Annotated in this window: 19 protein-coding genes; 11 read left to right on the forward strand and 8 right to left on the reverse strand. The window is 64.3% G+C overall.

Annotation, left to right across the window (positions count from 1 at the left end; translation table 11 throughout):
- The first annotated feature begins 17 nt into the window (after nucleotides 1–17).
- Entirely contained in the window at nucleotides 18–974 is a 957-nt protein-coding gene (locus GGD40_RS01925; RefSeq protein ID WP_179742640.1) for a D-aminoacyl-tRNA deacylase, read from the forward strand.
- A gap of 38 nt (nucleotides 975–1,012) precedes the next feature.
- On the opposite strand, the gene GGD40_RS01930 is transcribed toward GGD40_RS01925, so the two are convergent.
- The 3 genes from GGD40_RS01930 to GGD40_RS01940 form a co-directional block, all read right to left on the reverse strand.
- Complete coding sequence (locus GGD40_RS01930) at nucleotides 1,013–1,819, reverse strand: helix-turn-helix transcriptional regulator (protein WP_179704419.1); 807 nt, start codon at nucleotides 1,817–1,819, stop codon at nucleotides 1,013–1,015.
- Nucleotides 1,820–2,082: 263 nt separating this feature from the next.
- Nucleotides 2,083–3,384 (reverse strand): UDP-N-acetylglucosamine 1-carboxyvinyltransferase, encoded by a 1,302-nt coding sequence (locus GGD40_RS01935; protein ID WP_179742641.1) that lies wholly within the window; start codon nucleotides 3,382–3,384, stop codon nucleotides 2,083–2,085.
- A 131-nt stretch (nucleotides 3,385–3,515) separates the two neighbouring features.
- Nucleotides 3,516–4,463, reverse strand: coding sequence for a LysR substrate-binding domain-containing protein (locus GGD40_RS01940; RefSeq protein ID WP_179742642.1), 948 nt, complete (start codon nucleotides 4,461–4,463; stop codon nucleotides 3,516–3,518).
- Nucleotides 4,464–4,576: 113 nt separating this feature from the next.
- On the opposite strand from GGD40_RS01940, the gene GGD40_RS01945 reads away from it, so the two are divergent.
- From GGD40_RS01945 to GGD40_RS01955, 3 genes are all read left to right on the forward strand, one after another.
- Nucleotides 4,577–8,113 carry an ABC transporter ATP-binding protein/permease gene (locus GGD40_RS01945; protein ID WP_179742643.1) on the forward strand — a complete coding sequence of 1,179 codons (3,537 nt, stop codon included), beginning with the start codon at nucleotides 4,577–4,579 and terminating at the stop codon, nucleotides 8,111–8,113.
- A 223-nt stretch (nucleotides 8,114–8,336) separates the two neighbouring features.
- Nucleotides 8,337–9,743 (forward strand): selenium-binding family protein, encoded by a 1,407-nt coding sequence (locus GGD40_RS01950; RefSeq protein WP_179742644.1) that lies wholly within the window; start codon nucleotides 8,337–8,339, stop codon nucleotides 9,741–9,743.
- Nucleotides 9,740–10,420 (forward strand): hypothetical protein, encoded by a 681-nt coding sequence (locus tag GGD40_RS01955; RefSeq protein WP_179742645.1) that lies wholly within the window; start codon nucleotides 9,740–9,742, stop codon nucleotides 10,418–10,420. Before GGD40_RS01950 ends, GGD40_RS01955 begins: the two co-directional genes overlap by 4 nt.
- Here GGD40_RS01955 and GGD40_RS01960 read toward each other — a convergent pair.
- From GGD40_RS01960 to GGD40_RS01980, 5 genes are read right to left on the reverse strand one after another with little or no spacing between them, the layout of a single operon-like run.
- A complete protein-coding gene (locus tag GGD40_RS01960; protein WP_179742646.1) occupies nucleotides 10,410–10,721 on the reverse strand; it encodes a gamma-butyrobetaine hydroxylase-like domain-containing protein in 312 nt (103 codons plus the stop codon). The genes GGD40_RS01955 and GGD40_RS01960 overlap by 11 nt on opposite strands.
- Complete coding sequence (locus GGD40_RS01965; RefSeq protein ID WP_179742647.1) at nucleotides 10,718–11,722, reverse strand: HEAT repeat domain-containing protein; 1,005 nt, start codon at nucleotides 11,720–11,722, stop codon at nucleotides 10,718–10,720. The genes GGD40_RS01960 and GGD40_RS01965 overlap by 4 nt, the downstream gene beginning before the upstream one ends.
- 11 nt (nucleotides 11,723–11,733) lie before the next feature.
- Entirely contained in the window at nucleotides 11,734–11,979 is a 246-nt protein-coding gene (locus GGD40_RS01970; protein WP_179742648.1) for a 4Fe-4S dicluster domain-containing protein, read from the reverse strand.
- A gap of 42 nt (nucleotides 11,980–12,021) precedes the next feature.
- Nucleotides 12,022–13,770, reverse strand: a complete 1,749-nt coding sequence (locus GGD40_RS01975; RefSeq protein ID WP_179742649.1) for a fumarate reductase/succinate dehydrogenase flavoprotein subunit — start codon at nucleotides 13,768–13,770, stop codon at nucleotides 12,022–12,024.
- Nucleotides 13,767–14,606 carry a GntR family transcriptional regulator gene (locus GGD40_RS01980; protein WP_179742650.1) on the reverse strand — a complete coding sequence of 280 codons (840 nt, stop codon included), beginning with the start codon at nucleotides 14,604–14,606 and terminating at the stop codon, nucleotides 13,767–13,769. The genes GGD40_RS01975 and GGD40_RS01980 overlap by 4 nt, the downstream gene beginning before the upstream one ends.
- A gap of 205 nt (nucleotides 14,607–14,811) precedes the next feature.
- Here GGD40_RS01980 and GGD40_RS01985 point away from each other — a divergent pair, with 205 nt between their 5' ends.
- The 7 genes from GGD40_RS01985 (at nucleotide 14,812) to GGD40_RS37195 (ending at nucleotide 24,815) form a co-directional block, all read left to right on the forward strand.
- Complete coding sequence (locus GGD40_RS01985) at nucleotides 14,812–15,804, forward strand: succinylglutamate desuccinylase/aspartoacylase family protein (RefSeq protein WP_179742651.1); 993 nt, start codon at nucleotides 14,812–14,814, stop codon at nucleotides 15,802–15,804.
- A gap of 414 nt (nucleotides 15,805–16,218) precedes the next feature.
- Complete coding sequence (locus GGD40_RS01990) at nucleotides 16,219–16,770, forward strand: GNAT family N-acetyltransferase (RefSeq protein WP_179704438.1); 552 nt, start codon at nucleotides 16,219–16,221, stop codon at nucleotides 16,768–16,770.
- A gap of 83 nt (nucleotides 16,771–16,853) precedes the next feature.
- Entirely contained in the window at nucleotides 16,854–17,789 is a 936-nt protein-coding gene (locus GGD40_RS01995) for an ABC transporter substrate-binding protein (protein WP_179704440.1), read from the forward strand.
- A 156-nt stretch (nucleotides 17,790–17,945) separates the two neighbouring features.
- A complete protein-coding gene (locus tag GGD40_RS02000) occupies nucleotides 17,946–20,381 on the forward strand; it encodes a TonB-dependent receptor plug domain-containing protein (protein WP_179742652.1) in 2,436 nt (811 codons plus the stop codon).
- Nucleotides 20,382–20,550: 169 nt separating this feature from the next.
- Entirely contained in the window at nucleotides 20,551–21,552 is a 1,002-nt protein-coding gene (locus GGD40_RS02005; RefSeq protein ID WP_179742653.1) for an LLM class flavin-dependent oxidoreductase, read from the forward strand.
- 43 nt (nucleotides 21,553–21,595) lie between these two features.
- Complete coding sequence (locus GGD40_RS02010; protein ID WP_179742654.1) at nucleotides 21,596–22,918, forward strand: LLM class flavin-dependent oxidoreductase; 1,323 nt, start codon at nucleotides 21,596–21,598, stop codon at nucleotides 22,916–22,918.
- A gap of 34 nt (nucleotides 22,919–22,952) precedes the next feature.
- Entirely contained in the window at nucleotides 22,953–24,815 is a 1,863-nt protein-coding gene (locus GGD40_RS37195) for an amino acid ABC transporter permease/ATP-binding protein (protein ID WP_179742655.1), read from the forward strand.
- Nucleotides 24,816–24,859 lie beyond the last annotated feature (44 nt).

Genomic DNA, 24,859 nt, shown 5'->3' on the forward strand with positions numbered 1-24,859 from the left:
TTCTATCAAGGACAGCCATGAACCACATCGTGCTAGCTTTTTGCATCGACCCGGCAAAAGATCCTGTTTCGTCGCATGTGCTCGAGCGACTGCTGGCCTCGGGCGCTTTCACGCCGACCGACGGCAGCGTCGACGGCCACCCTGTGTTGCGTGCGCAACTGGGCAGCGTGCGCTGCGATCTGCTTCAACTCGACGACGTGCTGAGCCACGACTATCCCCGCTACGCGCCGATTCTCAACGACGCGTTCGGCAGCGCCGACGCGGTCATTATCGTCAACTGGCACGAAGGCAAGAACGCGCCCGATCCGATCTTCACGGTGCAAACCACCGGCGACATCGAAACCGGCACCTTCAGCCCGGTCGATCCGGCCGTGACGCGCACGCTGTTCCTCGCGGTGGAAGCGCAGCGGCAAAAGGCCGGCCTCGGGCAATTCTCGACGTGGATGGAGGCGACGCACTGGTCCGGGCCGATGTACGGCGCAGCGTCGGGCAAGCTGGTGAACCTCGTGAAGCCGTCGGTGATCGATCTGGAGATCGGCAGCACGCCGCGCGCGTGGTCGTATCCGGCCGCCGCCGAGGTGCTCGCGCGGGCGCTGCTCACGGCATTCGAGTCGCCGCGGCAACCGGCGATTTCGCTGCTGGGGATCGGCGGCACGCATTTCGAAGCAGGCTTCACGCAACTCCTGCGCGACTACGGCGAAACGCAAGGGCTCGCGTTTTCGCATCTGCTGCCGAATCACTGGCTGGTTGCGCATCGTTATGAATCGTCGGCGCGGCTGCCCGATCTGCTGGCCTGCGCCCGCTCGATCAAAGGTGGCGTCGACGCGATTGCATTCCACGACAATCTGAAAAGCAGCTACAAGCACCAGGTGCAATTGCTCGCCAGCGAGCTTGGCGTACCGGCGTTTTCGCACCGCAAACTGCGATCGGACGACATAGCCGGGTTGATCCGCGACGCCCGTGTCGAATCGTGATGCGTGAGGGACGTGATAGACGTGAGGGACGCGGCGGATCAGAGCCCGCGAAGCGCCCTTGGCGGATAGCCGAAATGCTTCTTGAACGCGGTCGTGAACTGACTATGCTGCGCGTAGCCGCATTCCAGCGCGATGGTGGTGATTTTCTGCGGACTGTTCTTGAGCAGGTTGTGCGCGCGGCCCATTCTCGCGTGGGTCAGAAACGCATGCGGCGAGTGGCCGAAGGTGGTTTTGAATTTGCGCAGAAAGTGATACCGGCTGAGACTCACCAGGCTCGCCAGATCTTCGAGCCGCACCGGTTCGCCGAGGTTGTCGCTCAGATAGTCGCGCAACAGCTTGGTCTGATGGGCCGAGAAGCGGCCGCGCGTATTCGGCGCGTCCAGATCCGTGGCGGCATACGAGCGGATCGTGTTGAGCAGAATCCAGCTCATCAGACCGTCCACGCCGAGCAGCAGCGATTTGTCGTCCCAATCGGCGAGCGCGATGCTCGCGGCCGCCGCGCTGATGACCGGCGACGCCTCCTGGAACACCTCGCGGAACGAATAACTCTCCGGCGGCTGGCGCAGCGACTGCAGCAGGCTTTCTTCGAAGTTGCGCGGATCGAAATACACGTGCAGGAAATTCAGCCGCTCGGTGATCTGCCACTGCGATTGGCCTTCGCCGATCGGGAACAGGCAGACCGCGTTCTTGAAGCCGCGCCGCAAAATCTGCCGGCCCAGCACCTGGTTGCAGTTTTCCCCGCCCGACAGATACACGCTCAGCACGTTTTCGTTCGAGCTCTGATACTCGGTGAGCGTATTGCGGCCGGTCCACTCCGACACCACGATGCCCGACGGCAAGTGCATGGACCGGACGAGCTCGGCACCCGCCGTTTTCAGCGCGCCTCTGACGTTAATCGAGTTTGAAGACCGCATCTTGCAAATGATCGCTTATCGGCTGGTGGTAGAGCGGGCGGCGGCGCGCCGTGCCATGGAAAGCAGCAGAAGCGGCCCGCCGGTCCGGAATGCGTGTGGCGAATGAGTGGCTATTGTGTCAGAAGATGAGGGTGGTGAGCGCGCGGCTGGGCGGGGTAGCCAGCGCGCATAAAACAGCGTGTTTTCAGCCGCTTTTATTCGCTGCTGGTCCACTCCACGTTCGCACCCACCGAACGCAAATTTTCAACGAAGCGCGGATGCGCGCGGCGGATCGGCAGCGCATTCATGATCTCGGAGCGTCCTTCAATACTGGCCGCGACCATCAGCAACGCAATCGCCACGCGGATGATGTACGGGCTTTCGACCCGCGCCGGGCTCAGCGTCAGGCCGCCGAACGTGATCAGCCGGTGCGGATCGGACAGGAACACGTGCGCGCCGAACTTGGACAGTTCGCTGGTCCATCCCATTGCGCCGTCGTAGACCTTGTTCCAGAACATCGCGCTGCCCTCGGCCTTCACGCCGAGCGCGACGAAGATCGGCAGCAGATCGACCGGCACATACGGCCACGGCGCGGCTTCGACCTTGGTGAGAATGTTCTGCGTGAACGGCCGGCGCACCTGCAGCGCGCCGTTGCCATGCGCGCGCGACCAGCCGTCGCGATGCACCACGTCGACGCCGAACTTCGCGAACGTGCGGTCGATCAGCGGGAACTGCTCGGGCGCCGAGTTCCTGACCGCGATGTCGCCGCCGGTGATCGCGCCCAGCGCGAGAAACGTGGCGATTTCGTGGAAGTCTTCGCTGAAACGGAACTCGCCGCCGCCCAGGCGCTTGCCGCCCGTCACGCTGAGCCGCGAGGTGCCGATGCCGTCGATGCCCACGCCGAGCATCGCGAGAAAGCGGCAGAACTCCTGCACGTGCGGCTCGGACGCCGCGTTGGTGAGCGTGGAGGTGCCTTCGGCAGCCGCCGCGCACAGCGCGAAGTTTTCAGTGGTGGTGACCGACGCGTAGTCGAGCCAGTGATCGTTGGCGGCCATGCGCCGTTCGGTGCGCACGATCAGCGACTCGTCGGTGCGGGTGACGCGAGCGCCGAAACGCTCGAACACCTCGACGTGCGGATCGATCTCGCGCACGCCGAGCGTGCAGCCTTTCACATCGCTTTCGAGTCGCGCCACGTTGAAACGCGCGAGCAGCGGCGGCACCAGCATGATCGACGAGCGCATCTCCTCGGGCAGCTTGTGCGTGGCCGGATCGAAGGTGGTGGCGTGGTGATGCAGATCGAGCAGCCCGGTCGAGAAATCCACCGACACATCGCTGCCCAGCGCGCGGAAGATGTCGAGGATTTTCTTGACGTCGGTGATCTCCGGCACGCCGATCAGGCGTACCGGTTGGTCGGTGAGGAGGGTAGCGCAGAGAATCGGCAGAACAGCGTTCTTGTTGGCGGACGGCGTGATTTCGCCGCGTAACGGCAGTCCGCCGTGGACGATCAGGTTGGACATGTTCGGAAAGCTTTGAAGAATGAAGACGCGAGGCCGTCATGATGCCATCGCCGGGGCGCGCCTGCTTCAACTATCCGCCGGGCCAGAGCATGACCCGGCGAATCGCGCGCCTGAGCGTTTAGCTTGAGTGCTTACACACCCGCCGCCACCGCCGACGAACGCACCTGCGCCGCAGGCAACGCGGCCTCCAGACGCAGAAACTCGATCAGCGGCTCGAGCAGCTTGTGCCGACGCTCCGGCGCCGTGCGCAGCACGAAGCACCACGACGCCGGTCGCGACAGGTCCGGAAAAAGCCGCATCAGACGGCCGCTGCGCAGATCCGCTTCGATCAGCGGCAAGCGTCCGAGCGCGATTCCGGCGCCGCCGATCGCCGCGCCGAGCACCTGGCTGAAGCCGCTATAGCGGACGATCTTGGTGTCGAAATCGCTGGGCAAGCCGAACTGCGCCTTCCAGTTGCGCCACTCGAATTCGGGCGCGTTCTCATGGGTTTCCTGCAGCAGACGGCAGCGGCACACCGCCTTCGACGCGAACGGATGCAGTTCCGGCGCGCAGACCGGGAAGACCTCCTCGCGAAACAGCACGAGATCGTCGGCGCGCACTTTGTCGACATGGATATGCACGATGGCGACATCGACCTCATGGCGGGCGAAGTCCGGATCGCCGTCCAGCGTGATGGCGTTCAGCGGCGTCTCCGGATAGCGTGCCGAAAATTCGGCGAGACGGCGCGCGAGCCACATCGACGAAAACGAGCCGTTGGCGGCCACGGTCAGTTTCTTCGGCACGCCCTTGACCTGCGAGCAGGCCTCTTCCAGCAGCGACAGCGCGTGGCTCACGGCCGGCAGCAGGCTGGCGCCCGCCTCGGTGAGGCCAATGCCGCCGAGGCCCGTGCTGCGTTCGAGCAGCCGTGCGCCGAGCAGATCTTCGAGGCCGCGGATCTGATGGCTGACCGCGCTGGTCGACACACTCAGCTCAGTCGCCGCGCGGGCGAAGCCACCGAGCCGCACGGTCGCCTCGAAAGCGCGCAGCGAGGCCAGCGGAGGGATATGCGACTTGGGAGACGTGGAGGACTTGAGGGTCATGCGGGGTATTGTAGGATACTCAACACCCGTTGAAAAACCATCTTTTGCCTCGCTTCGCGCGCGCCTGTAACGTCGCATCCATCCGATACGACAAGCAATCAAAGGGGGCAGGCATGTATTTCGACGGCAGATTATGGGCGATGCTGGCCGGGCTGAGACTACGCGTGGCAGCGGCAGTCGGGCTGGGTCTGATCGCCATGGTGTTCGGCGTGTTGCGCTTCGTGTTCCTCGGCCGGATGCTCGCGCTCGCGTTCCAGGGCGCGCCGGTGAGCCAGGTCGCGCTGACTGCTGCGGGCGTCGCGGTTTGCGTGCTGTTGCGCGCCGCGCTCGATCATCGTCGCGTGGTGGTTGCGCAGCACACGGCGGGGCGCGTGCAAGCGGTGCTGCGGGCGCGACTGTTCGACCGGATCGTTGACCTCGGGCCGGCATGGTTCGGCGCCGAGCGTACCGGCGGCGTGATGCTGGCTGTGATCGACGGTGTCGAGCAGTTGCAGACCTTCTTCGGCGCGTACGTGCCGCAGTTGATCATCGCCGCCTGCGCACCGCTGATGATCTTCGCGGTGCTGGCCTGGTGGGACGTGCCGACCGCCGCCGTGCTGCTGGTTGCCGCGCTGGCCACGCTCGGCCTGCCGATGCTGGTCCACAACGCCGACAAGCAGGCGGCCATCGCAAGGGCGCGCGCGTTCAAGGCGTTCGGCGAGGAGTTTCTCGACGCGGTCCAGGGCCTGCCCACGCTGAAGGCGTTCGGCCAGAGCGGCGCGTTCGCGCAGAAGCTCGCCGAGCGGGCGCGGGCGCTATCCAGCAGCACCTTCTGGGTGCTCGCGCTCGGCTTGCTGACGCGCTTCTTCACCGATCTCGGCACGGGACTCGGCGCGGCCGCGGCGATTGCCGTCGGCGCGTGGCGGGTGAGCCATGGCGAGATGAGTCTCGAAGCCTTGCTGATCGTTTTGATGGCGGGCACGGAGGTGTTCCGGCCGTTGCGCGATCTGCGCAACGTGCTGCATCAGGGGATGATCGGGCAATCGGCGGCCTCCGCCATTCATACGCTGCTGGAGGCCCGCAGCGACGCGCCCGCCACCGGCGCCGCGCAGGTGCCGGATCTCAGTCCGCGTATCACGTTCGAGCAGGTCGGCTTCAGCTATCCAGGACGTCGCGTGATCGCGCATACCGGTCTGAGCTTCGAGATCGCCGCGGGCGAAACCGTCGGCATCGTGGGGCCGAGCGGCGCGGGCAAGTCGACGATTCTGCGTCTGTTGTTGCGCCAGCACGATGCGCAGGCCGGCACGATCCGGATTGGCGGACAGGATATCCGCACGCTAGACCCCGACCAGATTCGCGGCATGATCGCGATCGTCGCGCAGGACACCACGCTGTTCGACGGCACCATCGCAGACAATCTGCGACTCGGGCGGCACGACGCCGCCGAAGCGGACATGATCGCTGCGGCCAAAGCCGCCAATATCCACGATTTCATCCAGGCGCTGCCCGACGGTTACGCCACCCGCATCGGCGAACGCGGAGCGACGCTGTCCGGCGGGCAACGCCAACGGATCGCGATTGCCCGTGCGCTGTTGCGCGACGCGCCGATTCTCGTGCTCGACGAAGCGCTGTCGGCCGTCGACGCCGAGAACGAAGCTGTGATCCAGCAGGCGCTAGACCGGCTGATGCGCGGCCGCACCACCTTGATTCTGGCACACCGTTTGTCGAGCGTGATCGGCGCCGATCGGATTCTGGTGCTGGACCAGGGGCGCGTGGTCGAAAGCGGCAAGCATGCCGAGTTGATCGAGCGTTCAGGTGTCTATCAGCAGTTGATGGGGCCGCAGGTCTCCGCGCCCGTCGAGCGCTCCACGCTAGCCGCGCCGGCCCGTGCCGCGTCGCGCGCGGCGGGGCCCGAGGAACGCGCGCTCGCCGTCGACGCCGCCGAGATCGGCTGGGTCGACACGCTGCGCAGCTTGCTGCGTTTCGTGCGGCCATGGCGAACCCAACTGACGCTGACGGTGCTGTGCGGCATCGGCCGGGTGCTGGCGTTTATCGGCGTCGGTGCGCTAGGCGCGCTGGTGGTCGCGGGCATCGCGTCGGGGCGGCCGGTCACGACGCTGACCATTGCGCTGCTGATCAGCGCGCCGGTCGCAGCAACGCTGCACTGGCTGGAGTCGTGGATGGCGCACGCCATGGCGTACCGTCTGCTGTCCGAGATGCGTATTGCGCTGTTCGCGAAGCTCGAACGGCTCGCGCCCGCGTATTTGTTGCGCCGCCGCTCCGGCGATCTGGTGGCGCTGGCCACCCAGGACGTCGAGACCGTCGAGTATTTCTACGCGCACACCGTGGCGCCGGCGTTCGTCGCGCTGCTAGTGCCCGCCGCCGTGCTGGCGCTGCTCGCTTGGACGGCGTGGCCGCTCGCGCTGGTGCTGCTGCCGTTTCTCGCGTCGGCCGGTTTAACGCCGATCCTCGCGCGCGGCAAGATCGACCGTCTGGGCGGTCTCGCGCGTGCCGCGTTGGGACAGGTTGGCGCGCATCTCACGGAGACGATCCAGGGGCTCGCCGAACTGATCGCGTTCCAGGCCACAGGGCGTCGCCGCGCGGTTTTCCTCGATGATCTCGCCACATACCAGGCGCAGCGTTCGGCGTTGCAAGACGATTTGTCGCGTCAGAGCGCCGCGTTGGAAGTGGCGACGGGCCTCGGCGGTCTCGCCGTGGCGTTGCTCGGCGCGGTGCTGGCCGCGCGCGGCTGGTTCGCGCATGAATGGCTGCCGTTGCTGGTGCTGGTTTCCGTGGCGGCCTTCATGCCGGTGGCGGAGATCGGTCAGGTGGCACGCCAGTTGGCCGATACGATTGCGTCGACACGCCGCCTGCATGTCGTGGAGTCCGAGCCCGAACCGATCGTGGATGGCGATCAGCCGGTGCCGGCGAACCCATCGGTGCGTTTCGACACGGTGAGCTTCGCCTATCCGGGACGTAGCGCAGCAGCGTTGGACGAGGTGAGCTTCGCGGTGCGTCCCGGTAGCACGGTGGCGCTGGTCGGCGCATCGGGCGCGGGGAAATCGACGGTCGCGAATCTGTTGCTGCGTTTCTGGGACCCGCAGCAAGGGCGCATCACGTTAGGCGGTGTCGATCTGCGTGAGCTGCACTCCGACGGCTTGCGCCGCCACATTGCGCTGGTCGCACAAGACACGTATCTGTTCAACGACACGCTGGAGGCCAACATCCGTCTCGCCGGCCGCGACGTGTCCGATGCCGACGTGCGCCGGGCGTTGCAGCGTGCCGCGTTGAGCGACTTTGTGGACAGTCTGCCGGAGGGTCTCGCCACACGCGTGGGCGAGCGTGGCGTGCAGTTGTCCGGTGGGCAACGTCAGCGGGTAGCGATCGCGCGCGCGTTTCTCAAGGACGCGCCGATCCTGATCATGGACGAAGCGACCTCGCATCTCGACACGATCAGCGAACAGCAGATTCGCGCTGCGTTGGAGGAATTGATGTCGCAACGGACGTCGATCATCATCGCGCATCGTCTGTCGACGATTCAGAACGCCGATACGATTCTCGTGATGGACGCGGGTCGTGTGGTCGAAGCGGGCAGTCACGAAGAACTGCTGGCCGCGCGCGGCGCGTATGCGCGGCTTGTCGCGAACCAGTCGTGGATGGTGACCGCGTAGCACGGCTTGAGGCGACCTCGGCGGCCTATCCGTTTTGCTAGTGTCCGATACGTGGCGTGGCACGTATCGTCACAGTCTTTGCCGGAATCGGCAAACTTCCGGTTGCTCTCGCCGCCGCCGTGGACTACAAATCTAAACCTGAGCGCGTGCACGACGTGGCGCGCACGGTCAAGATCATCCGGCATCCAACCTTCCGAATCAGACAGACAAGGAGACTCCCGTCATGGGTATGCGCCCCGATCCCACGTTCTACGCATCGCCGAAACTCGCGATGGAGGCGCCGCCGGAAGATTACGCGTACACGCTGCTGCTGAGCCCCGATTTCTCGCAACCCGACGCGCTCGCCGTGATCGACGTGAAACCCGGTTCACCCACCTACAGCCAGGTGGTGCATACGGTGACCATGCCGAACACCGGCGACGAATTTCATCACTTCGGCTGGAATGCGTGCTCGTCGTCGTTGTCGCCGCTAACCGGACATGCGTTTCTCGAACGGCGCTATCTGATCATTCCGGGGCTGCGTTCTTCGCGCATCTACATTGTGGACACCAAGCCGCATCCCACGCAGGCGCGCATTCACAAGATCATCGAACCCGAGGAAATTTTCCGCAAAACGGGTTACTCGCGTCCGCACACGGTGCATTGCGGACCCGAAGGGATTTACATCAGCACGCTGGGCGGCGCGGGCAAAGACGGCACCGACGGGCCGCCGGGCATTTTCATCATGGATTGCGAAACCTTCGAGGTGCTCGGCCGCTGGGAAATCGACCGCGGCATGCAGGCGAAGCACTACGACTTCTGGTGGAATCTGCCGCGCGACTACATGGTGTCGAGCGAGTGGGCGTTGCCGCCGCAGTTCGAGAATGGGATCGTCCCCGAAGATCTGCTTTCCAATCAATACGGGCACCGGGTTCACTTCTGGGATCTGCGCGCCCGGCGCAACGTGCAGACGCTCGACCTCGGCGCGAATCATCAGATGGCGCTCGAAGTGCGGCCCGCGCACGATCCCAGCCGCGAATACGGGTTCCTCGGCGTAGTGGTCGACACGACCAATCTGGAAGGGTCGATCTGGACCTGGTGGCGCGAAGGCGGGCAGTTCCACATTGAAAAGACCGCGACCATTCCGGCCGAACCTGCCGCCGCGGAATTGTTGCCGCCGCTGCTGCAAGGCTTCGGCGCGGTGCCGCCGCTCGTCACCGACATCGACCTGTCGATCGACGACAAATTCCTCTACGTCGCCTGCTGGGGCACCGGCGAATTGCGCCAGTACGATGTGACCGAACCGCGCAAGCCGAAGCTGACCGGCTCGGTGCATATCGGCGGCATCGTGCGGCGCACGCCGCATGCGAACGGCAAGACGTTCGGCGGCGGTCCGCAGATGATCGAGATCAGCCGCGACGGCAAGCGCGTCTACTGGACCAACTCGCTGTATTCGACGTGGGACGACCAGTTTTATCCCGAAGGCGTACCGGCCGCCAAGGTCATGGCGCATGCGGAGCCGGGCGGCGGCCTCACGCTGGACAAGGAGTTTTGGGTCACGTTTCCCGACGGCTACCGGTCGCATCAGATCCGGCTGGAAGGCGGCGACTGTTCGACCGATTCGTTCTGTTATCCGTCGGTGGGCAGTTGATCGGCGCAGGTTGGTCGCAGACCGGTCTGTGGCTGGCGGTTCTCGCGAGCGGCCTCTATCACGGGCTCAACCCGGCCATGGGATGGCCGCTCGCGGTGTCGAGCGGTTTGATGCAACGACGCGCGCGGGCACTCGCCGGCGCGCTGCTTTATCTGGCGGCGGGACACGTGCTGGCCATGCTCACGGTGATGATGCCGTTCGCGATGCTGGCGGTTCTGCTCGCGTGGCAGCGTGAGATCCAGGCCGGGGCGAGCGTGCTCGTGATCGGCTTCGGCGTGTGGCTGCTGATCCAGCGACGTCATCCGCGCTTACTCGCGCGGATTCCGCCGTCGCGGCTTGCGCTGTGGTCGTTCGCCGTGGCCATTGCGCACGGCGCGGGGCTGATGCTCGTGCCGGTTTACCTCGGACTGTGCCGCTCGTACGGCATGGATCACGCGCATCGGGCCGCGCAGACGCTGATCGATGCGAATCTGCAGATGGCGTTACTCGTTTCCGCCGTGCATGCCACCGCGATGATGGCGGCCGGTGGTCTGCTGGCGTGGTTGGTTTACCGCTACCTCGGCCTGAAATTCGTGTCGCGCAGCTGGTTCAATCTGGATACGGTCTGGGCCGTGAGCCTTGTGCTTGTCGGCATGCTTTCGCTGGCGCTGATCGCGGTCGACGGTTTCAGGCTGTGAGCGCTGCGGCTGCGACTGTGCTTGCGATTTCCGGCAGGGCCTGGAGATACAGCCAGGGAAAAATGCCGCGATCGTGGCCGTCGCTAAAGACCAGTTGCACGCCGTAACCCATCGGTTGGATTGTGGTTACAACCACATCTTTCGCGTGCGCGGTTTCACCGCCCGCGATACGCACACGACGGCATCCCGCGCACGGACATGCGTTGCGCAACGTGCGGTGTGCGATCCGCTGCGCGGCCCCGCCGGGCCAATGCAAAATCATGGCGTCGGCATTCAGTTCGACGCGGTTCGGTAGGTTCATCGGCTTGCGTCCTCGATCTGTTGAAGCGCGATTCGCACCGCTTTGCGCACATCGGGGTCCGCGTCGTTCAACGCATCGCGCAGGGCGGGCAGCGTCGCGGGTTCGCGCAATTCGCCCAGCGCCAGCGCGGCTTCCTTGCGCAGATTGCTGATCGGATTCGACAACAACGCTGCGATCGGCAACGCGGCGGCGCGTTCGCCCATTTGTCCCAGCGCACGGACGGCGCGCAGACGGACTTGCCAGTAGTCGTCAGCGAGTGCGGCGATCAGCGCGTCATGCACGTCATGCGCGGCGTTCGCGCGCAGTTTGCCGAGCGTCGTCGCGGTTTCTTCACGGACCTGCCAGATCGGATCGCCCAGTGCTTGCAGCAGCGCGGTCAGCGTCGCCGTGTGCGTGGCCGGCGCGAAGCCCAGCGCACCGACTGCCGCGCGACGGATATCCGCGTTGGTATCGCCGGTGACGGTCTCGGCAAGCGGCGCCAAAGCGCGTGCGTCTTTCAACCAGCCGAGCAGCACGACGGCTTCAGTGCGCACGCTGTCGTCGGTATGTTCGAGCGCTCGCAACGCGGGTTCCAGCGCGTCGGCATAACGCAGTTCGTGCAAGCCGCGCAACACGGCGGCCTGCACGAACGGCTCAGCGTGATCCGTCCAGCGGTGCAGTGCAGGACCGCACGCGTCGTCCTTCAATGCGGACAGACTCAGCGCGGCGGCCGCGCGTACGTCGTGGTCCGTGTCGAGCAACGCGTGGCAGAGCGCGTCGACGATCCACGCTTCTTCCCACGAACCCAGAACGCGGGCCGCTTCGCGCCTGACCTCGGCCGACACGTCATGGGCCAGCGCGTGCGCGATGAGCGGCAGCGTATCCGGTTCTTCGAGATCGGCGAGTTCGAGCAGCGCGATCCGGCGCACGACCGGATCGGTATCGGCGAGACGCGGCAGCCGCGCGGCGGCTTCGGGCGCCAGCGTGTCGGGATCGTGAGTCAGCAAAGTGGAATCGGTCATGAGCGGGGCGCCTAGCGAAGCAGATAAGGAATCTCGACCTTCACCGCGCCGGACGGGCAATCCTGCTCGCACGGCATGCAGTACCAGCATTCGTCGAACTGCATGTAGGCCTTGCCTTTGCTCACGTCGATCGCGAGCAGGTCGAGCGGGCAGACGTCGACGCATACCGTGCAGCCCTTGTCGGCAATGCATTTATTTTCATCTATCGTGACGGGCGCGCTACTGCGCTGGAAAATCTCGTGGGGCGTATAGGACATCGCGGGCCTTCCTTTCTTTCGTTCGTTCTTTCGTTCTGTCGTTCAGACAGTGGCGTCGGCGAGCGGGCGGCTCTCCGCGTCAGGGATGCGCAGCTTGCGATACGAGTCGACTTCGGTCTCGGCGAGCGCCACGACATACGGTTCGACCGCGCGCTTCTCGCTGACCATGCAGCCCGCGTCGTCCTTGCGCAGATGCGTGTGGCAGAACCAGTCGGCGTCGTTGCGCTGCGGATAGTCGACCCGATGGTGATACAGCCCCCAACGGCTCTCGGTACGAAACAGCGACGCGCGCGCGGCCATTTCGGCGCAGTCGCGAATTGCGCGGACTTCGGCGGCGCGCATCAGCTCGTGCGGATTGTTGGCCTTGATCTCGGCGATGTCGTCGGCGATTTCCGCGAAGCGCTGCAGGCCGATTTCCATCTTGCGCGTGACCTTGGGCGGTTGCAGATAGTCGTTGACCATGCGACGCAGCTTGTATTCCACCTGCGAAGGCGCGAGACCGTTGTCACGTTCGAGCGGCGCATAGATGCGCGCGCGTTCGGCGTCGATCTGTTCCTGATCGAGCGCGGCATGCTCACGGCCCGCCACATAAGCCGCCGCGTTCTGTCCCGCGAACCAGCCGTACGTGAAGGCGCCGAGCATGTAGTTGTGCGGCACGGCGGCCATATCGCCGGCAGCGTAAAGACCCGGCACGGTCGTCTCCGAGCGTGCGTTCACATACACGCCCGAGGCGCTGTGGCCGCTGCAGAAACCAATCTCCGAGATATGCATCTCGACCATCTGTTGACGATAATCCGTGCCGCGTCCCGCATGAAAACGTCCGCGACTCGGGCGCTCGTTCGTGTGCAGGATCTGCTCGATGGTCTGAATGGTTTCTTCGGCGAGGTGGTCGAGTTTCAGAAACACGGGGCCGTTGCCGCTTTGCAGTTCCTGGTAAAACTCCCACATCATCTGACCGCTCCAGTAGTCGCATTCGATGAAGCGTTCACCTTTGCCGTTCGCCGTGAACCCACCCAGCGGGCCGGTCACGTAAGCACACGCGGGACCGTTGTAGTCCTTGATCAGCGGGTTGATCTGGAAGCACTCGAGGTTCGCGAGCGCGGCGCCCGCGTGATAGGCCATCGCATAGCCGTCGCCGGCATTGGTGGGATTTTCATAGGTGCCCATCAGATAACCGGACGCGGGCAGGCCGAGTCGTCCGGCCGCGCCGCACGACAGGATCACCGCCTTGGCGCGCACCACGTAGAAATCCGCGGTACGGCAGTCGAAACCGAGCACGCCGCACACGTTGCCCTGCGCGTCCTTGAGCAGACGCGTGGCGACGATACGGTTCGTGATCGCCACCCGCGCGCGCTTCAACTGCCGGTACAACACCTTCTTGATGTCATGGCCTTCGGGCATGGGCAGCACGTACGATCCCATGTGATGCACTTTCTTCACCGCATAGTCGCCGGTGCCGTCCTTTTCGAACTTCACGCCCCAGCGATCCAGTTCCTCGATGGTCTTGAAGCTGTGTTTCGCGTACGCATAGACCGCTTCCTGATCGACGATACCGTCGTTGGCGATCGTGATCTCGCGCGTGTATTGCTCGGGCGTCGCGTGGCCGGGAATCACCGCGTTGTTCAGGCCGTCCATGCCCATCGAAATCGCGCCGCTGCGCTTGACGTGGGCCTTCTCCAGCAGCAGCACCTTGAGGCCGGGATTCGCTTCCTTCGCCTTGACAGCGGCCATCGGGCCCGCCGTGCCGCCGCCGACGATCACGATGTCGTAGTCGAGTACATGAGTGGTCATGGTGCTGTCCTTGTTGCGTTGCGGCTGGTTGCGTTGCGGCCGACGGCGTGTTTGACGGCGCGTTTGACCGTATCGCTGGCGCCGGCCGTCTTGTCCCGGTCGACGCGCAGCCGGTACTGGAACGCGTCGCCGCGAAAGTAGAGGTGTTCGTAGTCGATCGGCGCGCCGTCGGCGTCGTGGGTCAGACGGTCGATGCGCAACACGGGGCCGCCTGCCTCGACGCGCAACGCGTCGGCGATTTCGTCGTCGGCGAGCATCGCGTCGATCGCGATATCGGCGCGACCGAGCGGCACGCCGCAGTCGTTTTCGAGGATCAGGAAGATGTCGCGCGTGACCAGATCCGCATTTGCGAGGCGCTTGCCGAGTGCTTCAGGCAGCCACGTCAGTTCGAGCGACACCGGCTCCCGATCGAGCAAACGCACGCGATGAATTTCGACCACCGGCGCGCCTTCGTCGAGCTTCAGCCGCGCGGCGACCTGGCGATTGGCTTCGACCACACGAAAGCTGCGCAACTGGTTGACGATCTCATGGCCCATCGACGACATCGCCTCGGCAAAGCCTTGCAGCGAACTCACGTTCTGAAACGCCCTGGGCTTGGAGACGAAGGTGCCTTTGCCGTGCAGCTTGAACAGCAAGCCTTCCTTCTGCAGGTCGCCGAGCGCCTGGCGCACGGTGATGCGGCTCACGCCGAACATCGCGCAGAGCTCGTGTTCGGAGGGCATCTGGCTATGCGGCGCATAACTGCCGTCGAGGATGCGTGTACGCAGCGTCTCCTTGATCTGCGCGTAGAGCGGCAGAGGCGAGGGCGGAACTAATTGGGCGACCGGGTTCGACATGGTTCGACTTGTTATGACAAGATGAGTCGCAGTCTAGTGAGCGGGTTCGGCGGATCAAACCAACTATTTCTGCTATCGATCTGTGCAATCGTGGAAGCGGCGCGCGTTCCGCTGCGCTGCCGGGAATTCAAATGCCCAATGCTCGGTTCACGGATCGGCAGGATTCCGGTAACGTGTCCCACTCCCGGTCGTCCATGGAGACCCGATGACTACCCTGCACAACGAAATCGATCTGGATGCCGACGGACGTCACGTCGGCTATCTGCGCCTGCCGCATTCGGTGCACCGTTCCGCGTACGGCTGGATCCCGATTCCGATCGCCTCGGTGCGCAATGGCGAAGGCCCCGTCGTGCTGCTGATGGGCGGCAATCACGGCGACGAATACGAAGGCCAGGTACTCGTCTCCAGTCTGATCCGCGAAATCGAGCCGCAATGGGTGCGCGGCCAACTGATCTTCCTGCCGATGGCGAATTTCCCCGCCGCAGCGGCGGGTCTGAGAACATCGCCGCTCGACGGCGGCAACCTGAACCGCAGTTTTCCCGGCGATCCGCAAGGCTCGCCGACCGCCGCGATCGCCGACTACATCGAGAACACGCTGCTGACTCGCGCGCAATATCTGATCGACCTGCATTCGGGCGGCAGTTCGCTGCTCTACGACGGCGCCAACATGCTCGCCATCGAACCGCGTGACCCCGAAGAAGAGGAACGCCTCAAAGCCTTGCTCGCCGCGTTCGGACTGCCGCGGGCATTTCTGCATCGGCCGAATCCGGTGCATTCGGCCACAGCGGCGCGGCGCCAGGGCGCGCTGTCGATCCTCGCGGAACTCGGCGGCGGCGGCACCGTGCAGGCGAGTCTGTTGCGCGAAGCGCGGCAAGGGCTGCTGCATCTGCTCGGCTTTATCGGTCTGCTGAGCGGGCCGCTCGTACCGGATGCGCCGCCGTCGCAAACGCGCTTCTTCAGCGTGTCCGGATCGCGCCATTACGTGTACGCCTACGATCGCGGCGTCTATGAGCCGCTCGTCGAACTCGGCGATCAGGTCGTGGCAGGGCAGCCTGCTGCACGTATTCATTTCCCCGATACGCCGTTGCGCGAACCCGTTACTACGTTTTTTGCGGGAGCCGGACAGGTGGTCTGCAAACGCGTGCCCGCTGCGGTGGAGCGCGGCGATTGTCTGTTCCATCTCGCCGAACCGGTTTGACAGCGGCGCGGGTTTAATTCACCGACGTTATCCTGGCGGATCGCGCGTTTCATTTGCAATAACCCGCATCCGAACGCGCGATTCCCGAATCCCCATATTTCATGAATGGCTAAATCGCGCTGCTATAGCGCAAATAAAGATGCCAATAAAATCAATGAAAGCGCAATGAAATAAATCCGTTGCCGATATTGTAAAAATGGCGTTGCAGCGTCGGCATTAAAGCCCGCAAGGGCTTGGCGGCCATGCCGCGCAAATTAAATATCCGTTATTCATGGAATAACCATTCGCTAAATGTTTGGTTCATTCCGCATTGCCGGCCTGTTATCTTGTTTCTAGTTCGACAGCATTCGAAGTCGGACAGGCAAAAGATTCACCGGACAATCGACCGGCGTCAGCGCCATCCCCGAATCCATCATGACCTACGAGATTATCGATACCACACCGCTCGATCCCATCGCTCAACCGTTGTTGGCCGCGCTGGAGATTGAATACACGACGCGTTATCGCGAGTTCCGCAAGGACAGCGCCGCGTCGGTGAGCGAAGAGATGCTGCGTTATCCGGCCGAACTGTTCGCGCCGCCGGAGGGCGCTTTCATTGTGATCCAGCGCGACGGCAAGACGGTCGGTGGCGGTGCGTTCAAGCGCTATGACACGGCCACGGCGGAACTGAAACGCATCTGGACGCATGAGAGCGAACGCCGCCAGGGACTGGCTCGCCGCGTCGTCGAGGAACTCGAAGCGCGCGCGTTACGCCAGGGCTATCGCCGCGTGTATCTGACCACGGGTTTCAGGCAACCGGAAGCGGCCGGGCTCTATACGAGTACGGGCTACGAAGCGCTGTTCGATCGTTCGATCGCGCCGGAGATTCATTTCCGTCTGCCGTTCGGCAAGGATTTGCTGGAGCCGGGCCGCCTCGAATCGCTCAGCGATCTGCGCCGCGCCGAGCCGCTCGGGCAACGGTCGTAGCGCGAGACGACGCACTGCGGGCACATTTCGGCCGCAATGTAGCACCTCGACCATTCGTTCATTTCAACAAGGCAGAACCAGCGATGAAGCACAGCAAGGCAATCCGCTCGGCGTTCGCGGTGTGGACGTTGGGCATGGCGGTCGCCGCGTCGGCGGCCACGACGGGCACCCTCAATCTGAGCCCGGACCAGCCCAACCGGATTCGCACGGCACCCGACGCCGCGGCCATTCAGGCCGTGCCCGCTGCGTTCCCGTTCGCCAGCAAGGACGAACTGGTGATCGGCATGACTGTGGCATGGCCGCCGCTCAGCACTTACGCGACCGATGAGAAGACCGTCGTCGGCGCCGACCCGGATCTCGCGCAACTGGTCGCCGACGGTCTGGGACGCAAGCTGAAAATCGTGGTCCTCGCGTGGGAAGACTGGCCGCTCGCGGTGCAATCGGGCAAGGTCGACGCGGTGCTGTCGAACGTGACGGTGACCGAAGCGCGCAAGGAGAAATTCGATTTTTCGAGCTATCGGCGCGACGTGCTCGGTTTCTACGTGCGCAAGGCCAGTCCGATCAAGGCGATCCGCGAGCCGAAGGATATTGCCGGTCTGCGCGTCATCACGGACTCGGGCACGAACCAGGAAAAGATCCTGCTGGAGTGGGATAAGGAAAATGTCGCGCAGGGACTCAAGCCGGTGCAGATCCAGTATTACGGCGATCCTGCCGTGAGTTTCGTGGCGCTGCAGTCAGGGCGCGCCGATCTGATCCTCAGCGTGAATTCGGCGCTGGCGTACGAGGCCGCGCAGAAAGGAGATTTGCGTGCGGTCGGCGCGATCAGCGGCGGTTGGCCGATCACGGCGGATCTCGCGATCACCACGCGCAAGGGTAGCGGACTGGCCGCGCCGCTCACGCTGTTGCTGAACGATCTGATTCACAGCGGCAAATATACCCAGGTGCTCGACCGCTGGAACCTCGGTTCCGAAGCGGTGAACAAGGCCGTGACCAATCCTCCCGGCTTGCCCAAAAGCTAGGTCAGCAGTCGGATCACTAGCTGGACCGTGAGGGCAGCGCTCGCTGCCTGACCGGGATTCGCTTTCCATCGCTTTCATCACCACGTTACTGCCTTGCGCACGGCTGCGATCAGCCCGTGTGCCGGTGCCCTTCGTCCATACAAAACGGAACAGTCGATGCGCGGGACAAACATCAAGCAGCGGGCGACTCAGCCTGCTATAGAAGTTCGCAGGACCATGCTGTCGATGGCCGTGCTGGCGGTCGCATTCAACGGCGCGGCATGGGCGCAGAGTGCACCTGCGTCGGGCGCCGCGGCCAACACCGTCAACACCGTGCAGCAGGACACGGTTGTCGTCACCGGCACGCGCACCGATACCAAAGCGAGCCAAAGCCTGACGCCGGTCGACGTGATCAGCGGCGCGCAATTGCGTTCCACGGGCCAAAGCAATCTACGCGACGCGCTGGTCCAGTTGTCGCCGTCGATCTCGCGCGAAAGCTACGCAGGCGACGCCGCGTTGCTCACCGACGCGCTGACGCTGCACGGCCTGAGTCCCGACCACGTGCTCGTGCTGGTGAACGGCAAGCGCCGCCACACCACGGCGAACATCGCGCTCGACGGCGGGCTCAACCAGGGCTCGACCGGTGTCGATATCGACATGATTCCGGTCGGGCTGATCGATCACATCGAAGTGCTGCGCGACGGCGCCGCGGCGCAATACGGTTCGGACGCGATCGCGGGCGTCATCAACATCATCCTGAAGCGCAGTTCGCACGGCGGCGAGTTGCAGACCACCAACGGCCAGACCTACGCCGGCGACGGCTTTAAAAACGGCGAAACCGCCACCGTCGGCTTGAATCTCGGCGGTAACGGCTTTCTGGACTTGAGCGCGGACTACAACCGTCAGAACCACACGGTGCGTACCGGACCCGACGATTATTTCGGCTCGTTCAAGCCAGGTCACGGCTACTACAACCCGATCGAAGGCGACCCGGCCAGCACGCGCGAAGCGGTCGGCTACAACGCCGGCTACTACCTCGGCGACGACGTCGAGTTGTACGGCTTCGGCACCTATGCGCACCGCAACGCGCAGGCGTATCAGAACTACCGTCCGCCCGGCGTGCTGCCGCAAATCTATCCGAACGGTTTCGTGCCGACCGAGACGGTCAACGAAAACGACTTCTCGGTGACGACCGGCATCAAAGGTCAGAACCTGTTCGGCTGGTCGTGGGATCTGAGTTCGACCTACGGCGGCGACCACGATGTTATCGGCATGACGAACTCGGCGAACACGGGGCTGTTCGCAAGCCAGGGCTATACGCCGACCAGTTTTCATCTGGCGACGATCAGCAATACGCAGTTGACCAACAACCTCGATTTCTCGCGCGCCTTCCAGTTGCCGCTGCTGCCGGCGCCGGTGAACGTGTCGTGGGGCGTCGAGCAGCGTCGCGAGACCTATACGGTGGGGGCGGGCGATCCCGCTTCGTATCTCGACGGCGGCTCGCAGGCGTTGCCGGGTCTCGCGCCCGTCAGCGCGAGCGACAACTCGCGCAACGTGGTCGCCACGTATATCGATCTATCGACCCATCTGACGCCGAAATGGACCGTCGATCTGGCGGGACGCTTCGAGCATTACAGCGACGTGGGCAACACGACCAACGGCAAGTTCTCAACGCGCTACGACTTCACGCCGGCATTCGCCGTGCGCGGCAGCGTCAGCACGGGTTTTCGCGCGCCGTCGCTGGCCGAGGAGTACTACAGCAACATCAACGAATCGCCGGCCTCGGTCGAGGGCCTGCTGGCGGCCAACTCGGGCGCGGCCCGACTGATCGGCGCCGCGCCGCTCAAGTCGGAGAAGTCGACCAACTACAACCTCGGCTTCGTGCTGACGCCGGTCAAGGGCCTGCACCTGGCGCTCGACGCGTACCAGATCGATATCCGCAACCGCATCGTCGAAGGCGGTACCGCGTCGGGCGCGGCCGCGATCGCCGCGATGCAGGCCGCGGGTTTGTCGGTGCCGAGTTCGATTCCGGCTTCGGCCGTGTCGGCGAGCTACTTCACCAACGGCGCGAACACGCGCACGCGCGGGCTCGATCTGACGGGCACCTATCACACCGGCTTCGGCGCGTTCGGGCAGGTGGACTGGGATCTCGGCGTGAACATCAACACGACGTCGGTCACGCATATCGCCACGGGGGCGAACGGCGGGCCGGAACTCAACGCGCAGCAGATCGCGTGGTTGAGCACATCGACGCCGAAGAACAAGATCATCGTCGGCGGCACGTGGCATCTCGACAAGTGGGGCGTGAGCCTGCACGAGACCCGCTTCGGCTCGACGTCGAGCGAGGAAACCTACATTGTCGGGCCGAATGCATTTTCGACGACGCAGTTCCTTCACTTCGAGAATGCCGCCCGCTATATCACCGACGTCGAAGTCCGCTACGACGTGACGAAGAAATTCCAGATCGCGGTGGGCGCGAACAATCTGTTCGATGTGTATCCGAGCAAGCTGCCTTACGTCGCGCAGCTCGAAGGCGCGCAATACGATTCGTTCGCGTCGACCACCGGCGTGAACGGCGGCTTCTATTACGCGCGCGCCCGCTACCTGTTCTAACGATTTGCTCATATGCAAAGCAAAATTTGCTCGAACGGAATCGAGCGCGGATGACGATAATGGATCAACGGTTTCGTTCGCTGCGTTCGGCGTTTCGTGCAGCGTTTCGTTCGGCTTATTTCCCCTAACTCATCCCCATGTACCTGGCGGTACACCAGGAGGGCTCACTGTGTCCTATTCACTTTCGATTCTCGACAAGAGTCCCATCGCCGACGGCAAAACGGCCCACGACGCGCTGCGTTTCACGGTGCGTCTCGCGCAGCGCGCGGAGGCGTTGGGCTACAAACGTTACTGGATCGCGGAGCATCACGGCGCGCCGGGCTTGGCGAGTTCCGCACCGGAGATCGTCGTCTCGCATCTGCTCGCGCATACGTCGCGAATTCGGGTCGGCTCGGGCGGCGTGATGCTCCAGCATTACAGCCCGTTCAAGGTGGCCGAATCGTTTCGCGTACTCGCTTCGCTGGCGCCGGGGCGCGTTGATCTTGGCGTCGGCAAGGCGCCGGGCGGGCTGCCGCTGACCACTCGCGCGCTGCAGTGGTTTCACGACAAGGCGAAGAAACCCGACTTCGCACACCAGCTCGCCGAACTCGACGCGTTCCTGAAATGGGGCGTGGCCGAAGATCACCCGCTGGCCGGCGCGGTGGCGCTGCCCACGCCACCTGAACCGCCGCAGCGCGTGCTGCTGGGCGGCAGTCCCGAGAGCGCCGGGCTCGCCGCGCAGCACGACTGGCAGTACTGCTACGCCGGGCATTTCAATGGCGACGAGGCCAACATCGAGCGTTCGTTCGACGCCTATCGCAGCGTGACGGGCCGCACGCCGCTGCTCGCGGTCTATGCGTTCGCGGCGGAATCGAAGGCCGAGGCGCAGCGACAGGTCGGCGCGCTGCGGGTGTTCAAGGTGCGCCTCGCCGGCGGCCAGACCGTGAATCTGCCGAGCCCGGAAGCGGCGGCGGAATTCGCGCGGCAGATCGGCGTGACCGACTTCCGGCTCGACGAACTGCGACCGCATGTGATCACCGGCACGCCGGACGAAGTCCGCGGCGAACTCGACGCGCTGCACGAACGCTTCGGTATCGAGGAATTCGTGATCGACACCCCCGTGACGGATTACGCGTTGCGGCTCGCGTCGGTCGAAGCACTCGCCGGCACGCGGCAACCCGCAAGCGTTTGAGCGCATTCAACTTCTCCCCATTCCCCCTTTGACGGACCCGACCATGACTCAGCGAAACCTCACTTTCGGCATCATGCTGCATGGCGCAGGCGGCCACATGAATTCGTGGAAGCATCCCGCCGGTCCCGCGGACGCCAGCGTCAACCTCGACTTCATCACCGGTATCGCGCAGAAGGCCGAAGCCAACGGTGTGGCGTTCGCGTTCGTGGCCGACGGCCTCTATATCAACGAGAAGTCGATCCCGCATTTCCTGAACCGCTTCGAGCCGATCTCGGTCCTGTCGGCGCTCGCGACCGCGACGTCGAAGATCGGGCTGGCCGGCACGCTGTCGACGTCGTACAGCCATCCGTTTACGGTGGCGCGGCAATTCGCGTCGCTCGATCTGATCAGCGGCGGGCGGGCCGGATGGAATGTCGTGACGTCGCCGCTCGAAGGGTCGGCGAAGAACTACGGCGGCGAGCATCCCGATCACGAACTGCGCTACGAAATCGCCGACGAATATCTCGACGTCGTGCAGGGCCTGTGGGATAGCTGGGACGACGACGCGTTCGTGCGCGAGCGCGACAGCGGCCAATTCTTCGACCGCGACAAGCTGCATACGCTCGACCATAAGGGGCGTTTTTTTCAGGTCGCCGGACCGCTGAATATTCAGCGCTCGCCGCAAGGTCAGCCGGTGATTTTCCAGGCGGGCTCGTCGGATTCGGGCATCGCGCTAGCCGGTAAATACGCGGACGCGGTGTTTACGCATTCGCCGTCGCTGGAGGAAACCAAAGCTTTCGCGCAACAGGTACGGCAAAGCGCGGTCCTGCATGGCCGTGCGGCGGACGACGTGAAGATCTTTCCGGGCATCGGCCCGATCGTCGGCGCGACGGTGGAGGAGGCCGAGGCGAAGTATCGCGTGATCCGCGACCTGCTGACCGTGGACGATGCGCTCGCCTATCTGGGCCGCTTCTTCGAACACCACGACTTCACGCAATACGAGCTCGACGCGCCGTTCCCCGAACTGGGCGAACTCGGCACGAACAGTTTTCGTTCGACGACCGACCGCATCAAGACCGAAGCGAAGCGCAAGGGCTCGACGCTGCGCGAGGTCGCGCTCGAAGTCGCGACGCCGAAGTCGCAATTCATCGGCACCGGCGAGCAGATCGCCGACGAACTGATCCGCTGGTTCGACGCCGGTGCGGCCGACGGTTTCATTCTCGGCTTTCCGGTGCAGGCCGAAGGATTCGACGATTTCGTGCGCTACGTGATTCCGGCGCTGGAAGCACGCGGCCGCTACAGCCGCGCCCTGGCCGGCACGACGCTGCGCGATCACCTGGGTCTGCCGCGCCGCGAAAGCCGCTACGCAGCCGCGGAAACGGCATGAGCCACGACGGTTTGCAACGCAGGAGGGCAGCACCATGAGCGATACCACCACGCCGTTTGCCGGCTCCGTCCACTCGGGCCAGCTACCGGACACCACCGAGCGGCACGAGTACGCGCACTACCGGATCGTGCCCACGCGGCATCACGCGCGGACTGCCGGCACGGTGCTGGCCATCGTGCTGATCGGGCTCGTCCTGAACTCGGTGCTGGGCAATCCGCGCTGGGGTTGGGGCGTTTTCTCGGAGTGGTTTTTCGCGGAACCGGTGCTCTCGGGCCTCGGGCGAACGCTGGTGCTGACGGCGCTCGGCGCGCTGTTCGGTTTCGCTCTGGCGACGCCGCTCGCGCTCGCGCGTGTCTCGGGTTCGCCGTTGCTCGCCAGTTGCGCGTGGGCGTTTATCTGGCTGTTCCGCTCGATTCCGCTGATCGTGCTGCTGCTTCTGCTGAACAACCTGGGTTATCTGTACGAGACCATCTGGATCGGCGTGCCGTTCACGCATATCGCGCTGCTGAACGAATCGACCACGGATCTGATCAGTCCGTTCTTCGCGGCCGTGCTCGGACTCACGCTGAATCACGCGGCGTTCGCGGCCGAAGCGATTCGCGGCGGCCTGCTGTCGGTCGATCATGGGCAGCGTGAGGCGGCCGCCGCGCTCGGCTTGCCGGGTGGACGCCAGGTGCGGCGCATCGTGCTGCCGCAGGCCATGCGCGCGATTCTGCCGACCGCGTTCAACGATGTGATTGGTCTCGCGAAGGGCACGTCGGTTGTTTATATCCTTGCGATGCCGGACCTGTTCTACACCGTACAGATCATCTATCACCGCAATCTGGAAGTCATTCCGCTGCTGATGGTCGCCACCGTCTGGTATCTGATCATTCTGACCGTGTTGTCGGCGATTCAGGTGCATATCGAGCGGTACTTCGCGCGTGGCGCGACGCGCGAACAGGTGGCGGTGTCGCCGTTGAGCGCGCTGTTTGGGCGCTGGCTCGGTGCGCGCGTCGGAGCGCGGGCGGAACGCCTCGCTCAGACGGACGCGCAACCGCGTGCGGCCAACGTGGCCAATGTGGCAAACACGTCGAGCACGGCAAGCGCATCAAGCACGGCGGAAGTGGAAGCGGCGGGCTGGGCGCAGCGGCGAATCGGCGGCCGTGTCGGCATTCACAATCTGTCGAAGAGCTTCGGCGCGTTGAAGGTGCTCGACGACATCTCGCTGTCGTTCCCATCGGGAAGCGTCACGGTGATCCTCGGACAATCGGGCTCGGGCAAGTCGACGCTACTGCGCACGATCAACCATCTCGAACGCGTCGACGACGGGTTCATCGATATCGACGGCGAGCTCGTTGGATACCGGCGCGATGGCCGCACGCTCTACGAACTCAAGGAAAAAGACATCTTGCGACGACGTCGCGCTGACGTCGGGATGGTGTTCCAAAGCTTCAATCTGTTCCCGCATCTGAACGTGCTCGGCAACGTGATCGAAGCGCCGCTCGCGGCGGGCGTGCCGCGTGCGCAGGCCGAGGCGGAAGCGCGCGTGCTGCTCGCGCGCGTGGGACTGGCCGATAAGGCCGACGCGTGGCCGCGCCAGTTGTCCGGCGGTCAGCAGCAACGCGTGGCGATTGCCCGCGCGCTGGCGCTGAAACCGAAGGTGCTGCTGTTCGACGAGCCGACTTCTGCGCTCGATCCCGAACTCGTCAACGAGGTGCTCGACGTGATCCGCCAGCTCGCGCGCTCTGGCACGACGCTGATCATCGTCACGCACGAAATCGGCTTTGCGCGCGAGGTGGCCGACACGATCGTGTTCATGGATGGCGGACGTATCGTCGAATCCGGTCCGCCGTCGAACGTGCTGGGCGACCCGGCTCACCCGCGCACGCGCGAGTTTTTATCGAAGGTGCTCTGACCGTATGCGACGACGACAACGACAACTCGACACGCTGAATCCGA

Source organism: Paraburkholderia bryophila, from assembly GCF_013409255.1.
In the GTDB taxonomy this organism is placed as follows: Bacteria; Pseudomonadota; Gammaproteobacteria; order Burkholderiales; family Burkholderiaceae; genus Paraburkholderia.